Genomic DNA, 14,217 nt, shown 5'->3' with positions numbered 1-14,217 from the left:
TTAAGGCTCCCCGGTGACGCTCCGCGTCATTTATGTAGTCGACTGAAACAGCAAAGCACAGCTCACCGAAACGGCTTGCACAAATTCTGCCAGTTGCAAAAAGCCGCGCATCATACCAGCAGCTCCGGGCGATGGGGCCTGGCGCGTGTCGTCGGATTGCAAATGTCCGGATCGGCTTGCCCCATCCGGGCGCCCCGCTGCGTCAAAACGCTCATCACAAACCCTGAACGTTTCCGAAACCACACAAGTCGTACCCCTTAAGACGCAGATCACTGCGCTGATCGAGTACCTACCGTGAGGCTTCCCATGAGTGCAACCAATGAACAGGCGTTCGCAGGGCATTCCATCGCCCTGACGTTGAACGGCCAGACCCGACAAGTGGACGTGCAGCCCTGGACCACGCTGCTGGATATGCTGCGCGAGCAGCTCGATCTGGTCGGCACCAAAAAGGGCTGTGACCACGGCCAATGCGGTGCATGCACCGTGCTGCGCGATGGCAAACGCATCAATGCGTGCCTGACCCTGGCGATCATGTGTGACGGCGCCGAGCTGACCACGATCGAAGGGCTTGCCGAAGGCGACACGCTGCACCCGATGCAGCAAGCGTTCATCAAACATGACGCCTTCCAGTGCGGCTACTGCACGCCCGGGCAGATCTGCTCGGCAGTCGGCCTGGCCAACGAAGGCCGCGCCAGCACCGACGACGAAGTGAAAGAACTGATGAGCGGCAACCTGTGCCGTTGCGGCGCCTACAGCAACATCCGCGCGGCGGTGGTGGAAGTCTTGCCATCAATGAATGCCGCACCGGATCAGGGAGGGCGCGGCCAATGAATCCCTTCAGCTACAGCAAGCCGTCCGACATCGCTCAGGCGGTCAATCTTGCAGGCCCTGCCAGCCGGTTCATCGCAGGCGGTACGAACCTGCTGGATTTGATGAAAGAAAACATCGCCCGCCCCGAGCACCTGATCGACATCACCGGGCTGCCGCTCAAAGACGTCCGCGCAACCGACAGTGGCGGCCTGATGATCGGCGCGCTGGTGAGTAACGCCGACCTGGCCTGGCATCCGCTGATCGAGCGCGATTATCCGCTGCTGTCCCAAGCCATTCTGGCGGGCGCCTCGCCGCAGTTGCGCAACATGGCGAGCACCGGTGGCAACCTGTTGCAGCGCACCCGCTGCTACTACTTCTACGACTCAACCGTGCCGTGCAACAAGCGCGAGCCTGGCACGGGTTGCCCGGCGAAAGAGGGCCTGAACCGCATCCACGCGATCCTGGGCGCCAGCGATGCCTGCGTCGCGACTCACCCCTCGGATATGTGCGTGGCCCTGGCTGCGCTCGAAGCCCGCGTCCACGTCCAGGGGCGCGCCGGTGCCCGGGTGATCGAGTTCGCTGACTTCCATCGCTTGCCGGGAGATGCGCCGCAGCGCGACAACCAGCTCGCCGACGATGAACTGATCACCGCTGTCGAGCTGCCAGCGCCACGTTTTCAGCAGCACAGCCACTACCTGAAAATCCGTGACCGCGCCTCTTACGCCTTTGCCCTGATCTCAGTGGCCGCTGCTGTCGAGCTTGATGGCGATGTCATCCGTGACGTGCGCATCGCCCTGGGTGGCGTGGCGCACAAACCTTGGCGCGACACGGCCGTCGAGCAGTCGCTCAAAGGTCAGCCGGTCTCGCGGGAAAACTTTGTTGCCGCCGCCGACGCGATGCTGCGCGACGCTCAGCCGCTGGCGCACAACGCTTTCAAGATCAAGCTGGCCCGCCGCGCGATCGTTCGCGCCTTGAGCGATGCCACCTTGGGAGGAACTGTTTAATGAACGCCAATACACCCACCCCGGGAACGGCCTCCGCGCTGGGCCAACCGATGGACCGCGTCGATGGACGCCTGAAAGTCACCGGCCAGGCCCGCTACGCCGGCGAGTACCCGGAGGCAGGCCTGCTGCATGCCAGCGTGGTCTCCAGCACTATCGCCTCGGGTCGCGTCGTGCGTATCGATGCCTCGCAAGCGCTGGCGGTCCCTGGCGTGATCGCGGTTATCGATCACACCAATCGCCCGCACATCGCCAGCTATGACGAGGACTATCAGGACGCCGACGCCGCCGAAGGCTCGCCGTTCCGCCCGTTCTACAACGACCACGTGCTTTACAGCGGCCAGCCTCTGGCGCTGGTAGTGGCAGACACCCTTGAACTGGCGCGGCATGCCGGCTCCCTCGTGCGCATTGAGTACGAAACCAAGCCGCACCAGACCGACCTCAGTGTGGGTCAGAGTGACGCCCACACCGCGCCGGCCGAAACGCCGAAACCGCGTGGGGATTTTTCGGGCGCATTCGCCCAGGCGGCGGTCACGGTCGACAGCCACTACAGCACGCCCAACGAACACCACAACCCGATGGAGCCGCACGCCTCCACGGTGTTCTTCAAGGCTGACGGCAGCCTGGAGATCCACGATAAAACCCAAGGCACGCAGAACTGCCAGGACTACCTGCACAGTGTGTTCGGTCTGGAGAAAGAGAAGATCCGCATCCTCGCAGCCTTCGTCGGTGGCGCCTTCGGTTCCGGCCTGCGTCCGCAATACCAGTTGCCGCTGGCCGTCATGGCGGCATTGAAGCTCCAGCGTTCGGTGCGTCTGACCCTGACCCGCCAGCAGATGTTTACCTTCGGCTATCGTCCGCAAACCTTGCAGCACATGCGGCTCGGGGCGTCCAAAGACGGCAAGCTGATGGCGGTCGCCCACGACGCCATCGGTCAGACCTCGCGCTTTGAGGACTTTGCCGAGCACGTCGTTGAATGGAGCGGCATGCTCTATCAGTGCGACAACGTGGCATTGAGCTACAAGCTCGCGCCGCTGGACGTTTACACGCCGCTGGACATGCGCGCACCGGGCGCCGCTTCCGGCATGGTCGCGCTGGAATGTGCGATGGACGAGCTGGCCATTGCGGCCGGTATCGACCCCGTGCAGCTGCGAGTGATCAACTTTGCCGACAGCAACGGCAACGAAGGCAAGCCGTATTCCAGTAAAGAACTGCTGGCGTGTTACGAACAAGGCGCCGAGCGTTTCGGCTGGAGCAAGCGCAACCCCGAGCCGCGCAGCATGCGTCAGGGCCGGCAACTGGTGGGTTGGGGCATGGCCGGCGGTGTATGGGAAGCCATGCAGATGCCCGCCAGCGCCAAGGCCAGTATCGACAGCAGCGGCAAGATCACCGTCAGCAGCGCCACCACCGACATCGGCACTGGCACTTACACGGTCATGACCCAGATCGCCGCTGAGGCCGCTGGCGTGAAGCCTGAGGACGTCACCTTCGTACTGGGTGATTCTTCGCTGCCGACGTCGCCATTGCAGGGTGGCTCGTTCACGGTGTCGTCCGTGGGCACGGCGGTGCAGCAGGCCTGTCGTGCCTTGCGCGCCAAGTTGCTCGACGCCGTTCGCATGGCGCATCCGCAATACGCGGTGGTGGACATGGCCGATGTGGGTTACGGCGACGGTTATCTGCTCATCGACGATGAGCGTTTTGCTTACGCCGACATTGTCCGCGAGTCGTCCCACGAGACGCTTGAAGTGCAGATCGACGCCAAGCCTGACGACAAGCGCGAAGGCTACTCGACGGCGACGCACTCGGCGGTATTCGTCGAAGTGCTGGTGGACGAAGACCTGGGCACTATCCGCGTCAATCGGGTGGTCGACGCCGTTGCGGCGGGCCGTGTGGTCAATCCGAAAACCGCGCGCAGCCAGATTCTCGGCGGCGTGGTCTGGGGTATCGGTCAGGCGTTGCAGGAAGAAAGCCAGACCGACCACACCCTCGGGCGCTTCATGAACCACAGCCTGGCCGAGTATCACATTCCAGTGAACGCGGACATCGGCGAGATCGACGTGCTGTTCGTGGAAGAGAACGACAGCATCGTCAATGACCTGGGCTCCAAGGGTGTGGGCGAGATCGGCATCGTCGGCGTGGCCTCGGCCATTGCCAATGCCATCTACCACGCCACGGGCAAGCGGGTCCGGGAATTCCCGATTACGCTGGATAAAGTGCTGTAACCAACGCCGTATCTTGTGCCCTGATCGTTCTCACGCTCTGCGTGGGAACGATCATTTTCTCTGCTGTGCCCTCTAATCCCCCTCATTCAATGTCGCCCCAGTGCAAGCACAGGTCGCGCTGGTGCGCTTGTTGCTCAGGCCTGCTGCGTACCTTGCACCAACGCGGCAGCCACCGAATTGCCGTGGGTCTTCAAGCCTTGAAAAACTGCCGAAAAGAGCTGAATAAAATAACGAGCCGACCCGAGGAGCACCCATGAACTCATTTATTCGTCATATCAGTTGCGCTGTGTTGATGCTGAGCAGCAACGCCCTGATGGCTGCAGAAGCCGCCAAATGCCAAAACGTGCGCATGGGTGTGGTCAACTGGACGGACGTCGTCGCCACCAGCGCTGTTGCCGAAGTGCTGCTTCAGAACATGGGCTACGAGGTCAAACAGACCAGCGCCGCTCAGCAAATCGTCTTCGGCGGTTTGCGTGACGATCGGCTCGACGTATTCATGGGTTACTGGAAGCCGGCGATGGACAAGAACATCGCGCCGTTTGTGGCCGCCAATCAGGTCAAAGTCCTCGACGTGCCGAGCATGAGTGATGCCCAGGCAACCCTGGCGGTGCCGGATTACGTGGCGTCAGGCGGATTAAAAACATTCGGCGATATCGCAAAATTCAAAGACAAACTCGGTGGCAAGATCTACGGCATCGAGCCCGGCACCGGCGCCAACGCCAACATCAAGGGCATGATCGAGAAGAACCAGTTCGGGCTCGGCGGTTTCCAGTTGGTCGAGTCCGGGGAGGCAGGCATGCTCGCGGCGGTGCAGCGTGCGATCAAGCGTAATGAATGGGTGGTATTCGTTGGCTGGACCCCGCACCCGATGAACATCAACATGAAGATCGCCTACCTGACCGGCAGCGAAGATGTGTTCGGGCCGGGTGAAGGCGCTGCGACCGTTTCCGTGGTCACGGCGCCGGATTACGCATCGCGCTGCCCGAACGTCAGCAAGCTGATGAGCAACCTGAAGTTCACGGCCGCTCAGGAAAGCCAGATGATGGTGCCGATCATGGACCGCAAGGCGCCAACCGACGTTGCTCGCCAGTGGCTCAAGGATCATCCTGAAGACATGAAGCGCTGGCTGGATGGCGTGACAACCTTCGATGGCAAAGACGCAGCGTCCGCCGTGCAAGTGGCGGTGAACAAGTAACCAAGCACGCCTGGCCAAGGGCTCGGGCTGGAGCAGCCAATGCCCACGTCTTACCCGCTGTCCCCCGAAATGTCGGCGTTCGTGACCCATACCCTGAGTTTCAGCAGCACGTCCGAGGACATCAACGAGCAGCGCCGCGCGTATTCCCGGATGAGTGAAGCGTTCACGCCCACCCGTCCGGGGCAGCTCGATGTAAGGGACTTCGCCCTCGGCGGCGTGGCGGTGCGCAGTTACCGGCCTCAGCGGTTGTCCCTCGAACACCCGGCGCCGTGCGTGATGTACCTCCACGGCGGCGGCTGGGTGGTGGGCGATCTCGATTCCCACGACTTTCTGACCGCGGCACTGGCGGCCGACCTCAATGCCGTGGTCATCGCCGTGGATTACCGGCTGGCGCCCGAACATCCATTTCCCGCAGGGTTCGGCGACTGTCTGGCGGTCTGGCACGCCTTGCAGATACACGCGCAGCGGCTGGACATCGACCCACGCCGTATCGCCATCGCCGGCGATAGCGCCGGCGGCAATCTTGCCGCTGCAGTGTGCCTGGCATTGCGCGATTCCGGTGAGCGCCAGCCGGTGGGGCAGGCGCTGATTTACCCGGAACTGGGCGGCGCCAACGATCTGCCGTCGCGCCATGAATGCGCCGACGCGCCGCTTCTTTCTACCGCTGAGCTGGCGTATTACCGACAGCTCTACATGACGGCGGACGAACAATCGGCCTATGCCCGGCCACTCGACGCCGGAAATTTCAATGATCTGGCGCCTGCGTTCATTGCTGTCGCGCAGTTCGACCCCTTGCGTGATGACGGCGTCTGCTACGAGCGTGCATTGCGCGAAGCGGGTGTGCGCACCGAGTTCGATCCCGGGCTCGGGCTGCTTCACGGCAGTCTCAGGGGCAAAGGCCAGGTGCCGGAAGTGGACGCGCTTTATCAGCGGCTGGTTTGCGCGCTGTTGGGCTTTATTCGCGATCCTTTGTAGGGCCTTGCACCTGGAGGTTTTAACTGCCGTGCTGCAGATTCGCCGCTCTGCTCTGCTTCCCGTCAACTGCACTGCCCTGAAAGGTGAGTCAACTCGCCACGCGACAAAAGACCACGCAGAGCAAGTGCCGAAATGGGACTACTCTTTCCATGTCAGCTGACCTGGATCAATACCTTGGCGTGTATTGGTCGAACTGGCCGCCTGACGCATCTCCCCGGTCGCCGACCTGAGTACGAAACCACGAGAACAACGGCCACACCTCGTACTCAATACACCGTGGGAGCAGTCGCTGCAGGCCCCAAGTCTGAAGCCAGTTCCACCTGATAGAGGAAGACCTATGTTCGGCTTAGAGGCGCTCGATCTCGCCCGAATCCAGTTTGCGTTCACTGTTTCATTTCACATTCTTTTCCCTGCCATCACCATTGGTCTGGCGAGCTTCCTCGCGGTGCTCGAAGGCTTGTGGCTGAAAACCCATGACAACACTTATCGCGACCTCTATCACTTCTGGTCGAAAATCTTCGCCGTCAACTTCGGCATGGGTGTGGTTTCCGGGTTGGTCATGGCCTACGAGTTCGGCACTAACTGGAGTCGCTTCTCCGATTTCGCCGGTGCTGTGACCGGGCCCTTGCTGACCTACGAAGTGCTCACGGCGTTCTTCCTCGAAGCGGGCTTCCTGGGCGTCATGCTGTTCGGCTGGAACCGTGTCGGCCGTGGCTTGCATTTCTTCGCTACGTCCATGGTGGCGGTTGGCACGCTGATTTCGACCTTCTGGATTCTGGCCTCCAACAGCTGGATGCAGACCCCGCAGGGCTTCGAGATCATTGATGGCCGCATCATCCCGGTGGACTGGTTCGCGGTGATCTTCAACCCGTCGTTCCCGTACCGCCTGATGCACATGGCAATCGCCGCCTTCGTCTCCACGGCGTTCTTCGTCGGCGCATCGGCGGCCTGGCATCTGCTGCGTGGTCGTGACAATCCGGCGATTCGCAGGATGCTGTCCATGGCCATGTGGATGGCGCTGATCGTTGCGCCAATTCAGGCCATGGTGGGCGACGCTCACGGCCTGAACACCCTTGAGCATCAACCGGCCAAGATCGCAGCCATCGAGGGTCACTGGGAGAATGTCGGTGACGAGCCGACCCCGCTGATCCTGTTCGGCATCCCGGACATGAAAGAAGAGCGCACCAAATACGCGGTCGAGATTCCGTATCTGGGCAGCCTGATCCTGACCCACAGCCTGGACAAGCAGATCCCGGCGCTGAAGTCCTTCCCGCCGGAAGACCGTCCGAATGCGCTGATCGTGTTCTGGTCGTTCCGCGTCATGGTGGCGCTGGGCATGCTGATGATCGCGGTCGGTCTGTGGAGTGCCTGGTTGCGCTGGCGCGGCGGGCTGTACACCAATCGCTGGTTCCTGCGGCTGGTCATGTGCATGGGGCCGGCCGGTCTGATTGCGATGCTGGCGGGCTGGTTTACCACCGAAATCGGGCGTCAGCCCTGGGTGGTCTACGGGATCATGCGCACGGCGAATGCCGTGTCCAGACACAGCGTTGAACAGTTGAGCATCACTCTGGTGCTGTTCGTGGTGGTGTATTTCCTGCTGTTCGGCACAGGCTTCGGCTACATGATGCGTCTGGTGCGCAAAGGGCCAAAAACCCATGAAGGCGACACGCCGGCACATGGCGGACCAGGGCAGAAACGCACCCCGGCGCGTCCTCTCTCTGCTGCTGATGAAAGCAGCACGGACCACCGTAAAGACAGCCTGACTGAGGGGAACTGAGCCATGGGTATCGATCTTCCACTGATCTGGGCCGTGATCATCATCTTCGGCGTCATGATGTACGTCATCATGGACGGCTTCGATCTGGGCATCGGGATACTGTTCCCGTTCATGAAGGACAAGACGGACCGCGACGTGATGATGAACACCGTCGCACCGGTCTGGGACGGCAATGAAACCTGGCTGGTACTGGGCGGGGCCGGCTTGTTCGGCGCCTTCCCGCTGGCCTACTCGGTCGTGCTCGAAGCGCTGTACCTGCCGTTGATCTTCATGCTGTTCGGGCTGATATTTCGCGGCGTGGCCTTCGAGTTTCGCTTCAAGGCCACTGATATCAAGCGGCACCTGTGGGACAAGGCGTTCATCGGCGGTTCGCTGGTGGCGACATTCTTCCAGGGCGTGGCACTGGGCGCGTACATCGACGGCATTCCCGTGGTCGACCGAGCCTATGCCGGCGGTGGCCTGGACTGGCTGACGCCGTTCTCGATCTTCTGCGGCCTGGCGCTGATCGTGGCATACGCATTGCTCGGCTGCACTTGGCTGATCATGAAGACCGAAGGGGCGTTGCAGAAAGCCATGCACGATCTGGCACGACCTTTGGCCCTGGCCACGCTGGTGGTCATGGCGATCGTCAGCCTGTGGACGCCACTGGCCCATCAGGCCATCGCCGATCGCTGGTTCAGCCTGCCAAACCTGTTGTGGTTCATGCCGGTGCCGGCGCTGGTCATGGTAACGATGTACGGCCTGTTCAAAGCGGTGGCGCGCAACGCCAACTACGCGCCGTTCCTGTTGACACTGGTGCTGATCTTCCTGGGCTACAGCGGTCTGGGCATCAGCTTGTGGCCGAACATTATTCCGCCAACCGTGTCCATCTGGGCCGCTGCCTCGCCGCCACAGAGCCAGGGTTTCATGCTGGTCGGTACGCTGTTCATCATTCCGCTGATCCTGGGTTACACGTTCTGGAGCTATTACGTATTCCGCGGCAAAGTCACCCACGAACACGGCTATCACTAGCAGCCAGTGGCCCCGGGTTATTGCCGGGGCCTGACTGCGGGAGAGGAGGGTTTAGCGATGTCGGTTAAAGAATCTGTTCAGTACGAAGGTCGGAATCAAAACGAGCACAAGCGCGAGGTTGATCCAGCGCAAGGCAAGCCACTGTGGCAGCGCATCGGCTGGCTGTTGATCATCTGGACCGGCAGCGTGCTGGCGCTGTTCGTGGTCGCCATGCTGCTGCGCATGTTCATGACAGCGGCAGGCATGAAGTCGCATTGAGTTATTCCCGCTCGATAAAAAACCCGCCTCGGCGGGTTTTTTTTGGCTGCACATCTGAAGTCAAGACGACGAGCGCGGTGAGCTATTTACGCGCCTTGAGGATCACGAACTTCGGCGTCGCCGCCACTTGCTCCACGCCTCGGAACAGTCGCGCCAGTTTGCTGTGATAGCCCAGATGCCGGTTGCCGACGATGTACAGCGCGCCGCCGGTGACCAGCGCCGAGCGCGCCTGCTGGAACATTCGCCAGGCGAGGAAGTCGCCGACCACTTGTTGCTGGTGAAACGGCGGATTACACAGGACGACGTCCAGCGAATCGGGTTCCTGCGACGCCAGCCCGTCACCTGCGTGAATCACCGCCGGCCGCTCGCCGAGGGCAAGTCTCCAGTTCTCCTGCGCCGACTGCACCGCCATGAACGACTCGTCCACCAGCGTGTAATGCGCGTCAGGGTTGTCCAAGGCACTGGCGATGGCGAGCACGCCATTGCCGCAGCCCAGATCCGCGACCCGCGCCGAGCCCAGGCCTTTGGGCAAGTACGGCAGGAAGGCCCGCGTGCCGATGTCCAGACCGTCACGGCAAAACACGTTGGCGTGGTTGATCAGTTCGATCTTCGGCTCGTCCAGCGTGTAACGGGTGGGGTAGGGCGAAGGCTGAACGGTTTTGACCTCAGGGGTGCAGAACAGCAGCCGCGCTTTTTTCACGGCGAGGGATGCTTGCACGGGGCCGATGTACTCTTCCATCAGCTCGCCAGCCGAGCGGGGCAGGTGCTTGATCATCCCGGCAGCGACGACTTTGGCGTTCGGGGCCAGTTGGTCCTGCAAACGAATCAGCTGTTCTTCCAGCAAGGCGAGTGTCTTCGGCACGCGAATCAGCACCCAGTCGAAGGGGCCGGTCAACGGCGCGCTGGCTGGGATCACCGGCACAGCGTCATAGGTCAGGCCGTTGCGCACCAGGTTCTTTTCCAGAGCCTGGGCGCCGAGGTACGAATCCGTGCTGCTGACCACTGTGGCATGGGGCGCGAGACTGGCTGCGAGCGCGCCGAAACTGTCGTTGAGCACCAGCACCCGTGTTTGCAGCGTTACGCCCTGTTCAGCGACGTGGTTGAGCAGGTACTCGTCAGCGGCATCGAAGGCCTGCAAGGGCTCATCCGACTGTTCCGGCTGGCGGATCAGATCGAGCTGGGCAAGCGGGGTGGTAAGCAGGGGCATGGGCGGAGCGTTTCCAGTCGTTGATGGCGTGATCGGCGTGCTGGCGGGAGTTGCACCTGTGCCGGCGTCACGAGGTTCGCGAAGCCGGCGATTTTACGTGTTTTTTGCCCACACGCACCGGGCTTTTCGTCCTGGCTTCGCCCCAGCGTCGCCTTATGCCTAGATCACCCCGTCTTTCGTTGCCTGAACCACTGCCGACATCTTGTTGCAGGCGCCGATCTTCTGAATGGCTTTGCCCACGTGGAAATTAACGGTGCGCGCTGTGACATCAAGGATCAACGCGACTTCGGCCGCCGTCTTGCCCGTAGCGCACCACTTCAATACCTCTACCTCTCTGATCGTCAGGCCCTTGTAGGTGAGCGTCTCCGCGCTCGTCGTGCAGCCGTCCCCCCTCTTGCCGATGTCCATCGCGTGCCTCCATGCTCAGTCTTGATCGTCCTGATCGAAGTCTAGGAAACAATCACGGCCTCAAAAGCGTCGCGCCTGGGGAACAAGCCGGAGTGGTGACTGATGAGCTACCAGCGGCATCTTTGAACAGCCATAAAATCAAAAGGTTAGGGCAGCGTTATGCGCCGTTGCGAGCCGCTTCGCGATTACACCGATAGCGAAATACTCTAAAAATCGCTCAGTCCGCTGCGGATATCACTACAAACCGACGGTGTTTATCGCGGCGGGTTTGCGGGACACTGATCACCCTTTTTTGCGAGACAGGAGCCAGGAGCGCCCCATGACTGCCAGTGCAGAGAAATTCACCCGGCAAACGCTGCTGGACGTTACGCCGCTGACTCCCAGTCTCTTTACCTTTCGCACCACCCGCGATCCCGGTTTCCGCTTCACGGCGGGACAATTCGCACGTCTGGGCGTCAACAAACCCGATGGCACGACGGTGTGGCGGGCGTACTCGGTGGTGTCCTCACCCTTCGATGAATTCCTCGAATTTTTCTCGATCGTGGTGCCCAACGGCGAATTCACCAGCGAGTTGAGCCGGCTTCGTCAGGGCGACACGCTGATGGTGGAAAAACAGGCGGTGGGTTACCTGACCCTGGATCGCTTCACCGATGGTCGCGACCTCTGGATGTTATCCACGGGCACTGGCGTGGCGCCGTTTCTGTCGATTCTGCAGGACTTTGAGGTCTGGGAAAAATTCGAGCGCATCATTCTGGTGTACAGCGCTCGCGAGTCCCGGGAGCTGGCCTACCAGCAGCTGATTGCCGAGCTGACCCAGCGCGAATACCTGGCTGAGTACGCTCACAAGTTCACGTTTATCGCGACGGTAACGAGGGAGTCGCATCCGGGGGCGCTCAGCGGACGGATTACCACGCTGATCGAAAACGGTGAGTTGGAGAAGGCGGCCGGTGTGGAGCTGACACCCGAGCACTCACGGGTGATGATTTGCGGCAATCCGCAGATGATCGAAGACACTCGCGCGATACTGAAGACCCGCGACATTCGCCTGGCGCTGACGCGCAAGCCGGGACAGATTGCGGTGGAGAATTACTGGTAGGTTCATACAGCGTTGCAATCGCAAGACCCGCACAGAAGCGGGCTTGCTCGAGTAGATGGGGATACATCCGCTGAGTTTCCAGCGGCCGGTATGCCGTCTTCGCGAGCAAGCTCGCTCCCACACGTCCAGCAGCGAGCGGTGATTCCGAGCCATCCCCCGATCCTGTGGGAGCGAGCTTGCTCGCGAAGCTCGCGTTCAGTATGCAGAGCAAACAGCCGGATGCTCGCAGCCCTCAGCCCTTAAACGAACCGGTCGGGCGTCACTGGCAGTGGCGCAGCCGGTTTGCTGTTCTGCTCTTTCAGCAGATCGCGGATTTCGCCCAGCAGCAGTTCTTCTTTGGACGGGGTTGGCGGCAGGGTCGGGGCTTTGGCTTCTTCGCGTTTCAGGCGGTTGATTGCCTTGACGCCCATGAAGATGGCGAATGCCACGATGATGAAGTCGATCACGGTCTGAATGAACTTGCCGTAAGCCAGCACCACTGCTGGCGCGGCACCTTCCGCAGGTCGCAGCACGACCGACAGATCACTGAAGTCCACGCCGCCGATCAGCAACCCGAGGGGCGGCATGATTACATCGCCTACGAACGACGAAACGATCTTGCCGAATGCCGCGCCGATGATGATACCGACGGCCATGTCGACGACGTTTCCTTTTACGGCAAAGGCTTTGAACTCGCTTAGTACGCTCATGGGTGTATTCCTTTGTTACAGATGTGAGGGGTAAATGTAGTGTAAGTCAGCTAGCTGCATCCCGCTTAAACCATGCAATCGACCGGGTACGACCCGGTAAGTTTTATTTAATCCTCCAAAAGCATGCATGCCCGGTAGCGCTGCGCCCGACGGTTTGACGCATCGGGTATGATTGCCCCTTTTTACATCGGGGGTGTCATGGCCAAGGCCAAACGCATGTACGGCTGCACCGAGTGCGGTTCGACGTTTCCCAAATGGGCCGGCCAGTGCAGCGAATGCGGCGCCTGGAACACCCTTGTTGAAACCGTGATCGACAACAGCCCAGCGGCTGCGCCCAGCGGTCGTTCCGGCTGGACCGGCCAACAGGCGCAGATCAAAACCCTGGCCGAAGTCAGTGTCGAAGAAATCCCGCGTTTTTCCACCAACTCCACTGAACTGGATCGCGTCCTTGGCGGCGGCCTGGTAGATGGCTCGGTGGTGCTGATCGGCGGTGACCCCGGCATTGGCAAGTCGACCATTCTGTTGCAGACCCTCTGCGCCATTGCCGAGCGCATGCCGGCGCTGTACGTCACCGGCGAAGAGTCGCAGCAGCAGGTCGCGATGCGTGCCCGCAGGCTTGGCCTGCCCCAGGACAAGCTGCGGGTCATGACCGAGACCTGCATCGAAACCATCATTGCCACGGCGCGCATCGAGCAGCCGAAGGTCATGGTGATCGATTCGATCCAGACCATCTTCACCGAACAGCTGCAATCTGCGCCCGGCGGCGTATCCCAGGTGCGCGAGAGCGCCGCGTTGCTGGTGCGATACGCCAAGCAGAGCGGTACCGCGATCTTCCTGGTCGGCCACGTGACCAAAGAAGGCGCGCTGGCCGGGCCTCGCGTCCTGGAGCACATGGTCGACACCGTGTTGTATTTCGAAGGTGAGTCCGATGGCCGCCTGCGCTTGCTGCGCGCCGTGAAGAACCGCTTTGGTGCCGTCAACGAACTGGGCGTTTTCGGCATGACCGACAAAGGTTTGAAAGAAGTCTCGAATCCCTCGGCGATCTTTCTCACCCGCGCGCAGGAAGAAGTCGCGGGCAGCGTGGTCATGGCCACGTGGGAAGGCACCCGGCCGATGCTGGTCGAAGTGCAGGCGCTGGTCGATGACAGCCACCTGTCCAACCCGCGTCGCGTGACGTTGGGGCTGGATCAAAACCGGCTCGCCATGTTGCTGGCCGTACTGCACCGCCACGGCGGCATTCCCACCCATGACCAGGATGTGTTTCTCAACGTCGTGGGCGGGGTGAAAGTGCTGGAAACCGCTTCCGACCTGGCCTTGATGGCCGCCGTGATGTCCAGCCTGCGCAACCGGGCGCTGCCGGGCGACTTGCTGGTGTTCGGTGAAGTGGGCTTGTCGGGAGAAGTGCGCCCCGTGCCCAGTGGGCAGGAGCGACTCAAAGAGGCGGCCAAGCACGGCTTCAAGCGCGCCATCGTGCCCAAGGGCAACGCCCCTAAAGAGTCGCCGCCGGGCCTGACGGTGATCGGCGTGACTCGCCTTGATCAAGCGCTGGACGCGTTGTTCGAATAAGG

13 protein-coding genes are annotated in these 14,217 nt (G+C 61.4%); 10 read left to right on the top strand and 3 right to left on the bottom strand.

The features are described 5' to 3' along the window. The first annotated feature begins 306 nt into the window (after positions 1-306). The 8 genes from BBI10_RS06435 (at position 307) to BBI10_RS06400 (ending at position 9,249) form a co-directional block, all read left to right on the top strand. Positions 307-831 (top strand): (2Fe-2S)-binding protein, encoded by a 525-nt coding sequence (locus BBI10_RS06435; RefSeq protein ID WP_065987555.1) that lies wholly within the window; start codon positions 307-309, stop codon positions 829-831. Beyond that, the gene (locus BBI10_RS06430) at positions 828-1,814 is read left to right on the top strand and encodes an FAD binding domain-containing protein (protein WP_065987554.1); all 987 of its coding nucleotides are present in this window, start codon (positions 828-830) and stop codon (positions 1,812-1,814) included. Before BBI10_RS06435 ends, BBI10_RS06430 begins: the two co-directional genes overlap by 4 nt. Next, on the top strand, positions 1,814-4,033 hold the full coding sequence (locus tag BBI10_RS06425) for a xanthine dehydrogenase family protein molybdopterin-binding subunit (RefSeq protein WP_065987553.1): 2,220 nt from the start codon (positions 1,814-1,816) through the stop codon (positions 4,031-4,033). The genes BBI10_RS06430 and BBI10_RS06425 overlap by 1 nt, the downstream gene beginning before the upstream one ends. 253 nt (positions 4,034-4,286) lie before the next feature. Beyond that, the gene (gene choX / locus BBI10_RS06420; RefSeq protein WP_065987552.1) at positions 4,287-5,228 is read left to right on the top strand and encodes a choline ABC transporter substrate-binding protein; all 942 of its coding nucleotides are present in this window, start codon (positions 4,287-4,289) and stop codon (positions 5,226-5,228) included. A 39-nt stretch (positions 5,229-5,267) separates the two neighbouring features. Further along, a complete protein-coding gene (locus BBI10_RS06415; protein WP_065987551.1) occupies positions 5,268-6,203 on the top strand; it encodes an alpha/beta hydrolase in 936 nt (311 codons plus the stop codon). Positions 6,204-6,540: 337 nt separating this feature from the next. After that, positions 6,541-7,980: a cytochrome ubiquinol oxidase subunit I gene (locus tag BBI10_RS06410; protein ID WP_065987550.1), complete on the top strand. Its 1,440-nt coding sequence runs from the start codon at positions 6,541-6,543 to the stop codon at positions 7,978-7,980. 3 nt (positions 7,981-7,983) lie between these two features. Next, positions 7,984-8,991, top strand: coding sequence for a cytochrome d ubiquinol oxidase subunit II (cydB, locus tag BBI10_RS06405; protein WP_065987549.1), 1,008 nt, complete (start codon positions 7,984-7,986; stop codon positions 8,989-8,991). 57 nt (positions 8,992-9,048) lie between these two features. After that, complete coding sequence (locus BBI10_RS06400) at positions 9,049-9,249, top strand: DUF2474 domain-containing protein (RefSeq protein ID WP_065987548.1); 201 nt, start codon at positions 9,049-9,051, stop codon at positions 9,247-9,249. A gap of 82 nt (positions 9,250-9,331) precedes the next feature. Here BBI10_RS06400 and BBI10_RS06395 read toward each other — a convergent pair whose 3' ends face one another. Next, a complete protein-coding gene (locus tag BBI10_RS06395) occupies positions 9,332-10,456 on the bottom strand; it encodes a methyltransferase (protein WP_065987547.1) in 1,125 nt (374 codons plus the stop codon). A gap of 159 nt (positions 10,457-10,615) precedes the next feature. Next, the gene (locus BBI10_RS06390; protein ID WP_065987546.1) at positions 10,616-10,864 is read right to left on the bottom strand and encodes a helix-turn-helix transcriptional regulator; all 249 of its coding nucleotides are present in this window, start codon (positions 10,862-10,864) and stop codon (positions 10,616-10,618) included. Between the two features lie 319 nt (positions 10,865-11,183). On the opposite strand from BBI10_RS06390, the gene BBI10_RS06385 reads away from it, so the two are divergent. Then, the gene (locus BBI10_RS06385; RefSeq protein WP_065987545.1) at positions 11,184-11,960 is read left to right on the top strand and encodes a ferredoxin--NADP reductase; all 777 of its coding nucleotides are present in this window, start codon (positions 11,184-11,186) and stop codon (positions 11,958-11,960) included. Between the two features lie 239 nt (positions 11,961-12,199). Here BBI10_RS06385 and mscL read toward each other — a convergent pair whose 3' ends face one another. Then, the gene (mscL, locus tag BBI10_RS06380; RefSeq protein ID WP_065987544.1) at positions 12,200-12,649 is read right to left on the bottom strand and encodes a large-conductance mechanosensitive channel protein MscL; all 450 of its coding nucleotides are present in this window, start codon (positions 12,647-12,649) and stop codon (positions 12,200-12,202) included. A 198-nt stretch (positions 12,650-12,847) separates the two neighbouring features. On the opposite strand from mscL, the gene radA reads away from it, so the two are divergent. Continuing rightward, the gene (gene radA / locus BBI10_RS06375; protein ID WP_065987697.1) at positions 12,848-14,215 is read left to right on the top strand and encodes a DNA repair protein RadA; all 1,368 of its coding nucleotides are present in this window, start codon (positions 12,848-12,850) and stop codon (positions 14,213-14,215) included. Positions 14,216-14,217 lie beyond the last annotated feature (2 nt).

It is taken from the genome of Pseudomonas graminis (assembly GCF_001705435.1).
GTDB classification, from domain to species: Bacteria; Pseudomonadota; Gammaproteobacteria; order Pseudomonadales; family Pseudomonadaceae; genus Aquipseudomonas; species Aquipseudomonas graminis_B.
This window is presented reverse-complemented; position numbering and strand designations above follow the sequence as displayed.

Excerpts from the sequence above, each read along its gene's own strand:
- BBI10_RS06435 (WP_065987555.1), top strand. The coding sequence starts at position 307 with ATGAGTGCAACCAATGAACAGGCGTTCGCAGGGCATTCCATCGCCCTG.
- BBI10_RS06430 (WP_065987554.1), top strand. The coding sequence starts at position 828 with ATGAATCCCTTCAGCTACAGCAAGCCGTCCGACATCGCTCAGGCGGTC.
- BBI10_RS06425 (WP_065987553.1), top strand. The coding sequence starts at position 1,814 with ATGAACGCCAATACACCCACCCCGGGAACGGCCTCCGCGCTGGGCCAA.
- choX (WP_065987552.1), top strand. The coding sequence starts at position 4,287 with ATGAACTCATTTATTCGTCATATCAGTTGCGCTGTGTTGATGCTGAGC.
- BBI10_RS06415 (WP_065987551.1), top strand. The coding sequence starts at position 5,268 with ATGCCCACGTCTTACCCGCTGTCCCCCGAAATGTCGGCGTTCGTGACC.
- BBI10_RS06410 (WP_065987550.1), top strand. The coding sequence starts at position 6,541 with ATGTTCGGCTTAGAGGCGCTCGATCTCGCCCGAATCCAGTTTGCGTTC.
- cydB (WP_065987549.1), top strand. The coding sequence starts at position 7,984 with ATGGGTATCGATCTTCCACTGATCTGGGCCGTGATCATCATCTTCGGC.
- BBI10_RS06400 (WP_065987548.1), top strand. The coding sequence starts at position 9,049 with ATGTCGGTTAAAGAATCTGTTCAGTACGAAGGTCGGAATCAAAACGAG.
- BBI10_RS06395 (WP_065987547.1), bottom strand. The coding sequence starts at position 10,456 with ATGCCCCTGCTTACCACCCCGCTTGCCCAGCTCGATCTGATCCGCCAG.
- BBI10_RS06390 (WP_065987546.1), bottom strand. The coding sequence starts at position 10,864 with ATGGACATCGGCAAGAGGGGGGACGGCTGCACGACGAGCGCGGAGACG.
- BBI10_RS06385 (WP_065987545.1), top strand. The coding sequence starts at position 11,184 with ATGACTGCCAGTGCAGAGAAATTCACCCGGCAAACGCTGCTGGACGTT.
- mscL (WP_065987544.1), bottom strand. The coding sequence starts at position 12,649 with ATGAGCGTACTAAGCGAGTTCAAAGCCTTTGCCGTAAAAGGAAACGTC.
- radA (WP_065987697.1), top strand. The coding sequence starts at position 12,848 with ATGGCCAAGGCCAAACGCATGTACGGCTGCACCGAGTGCGGTTCGACG.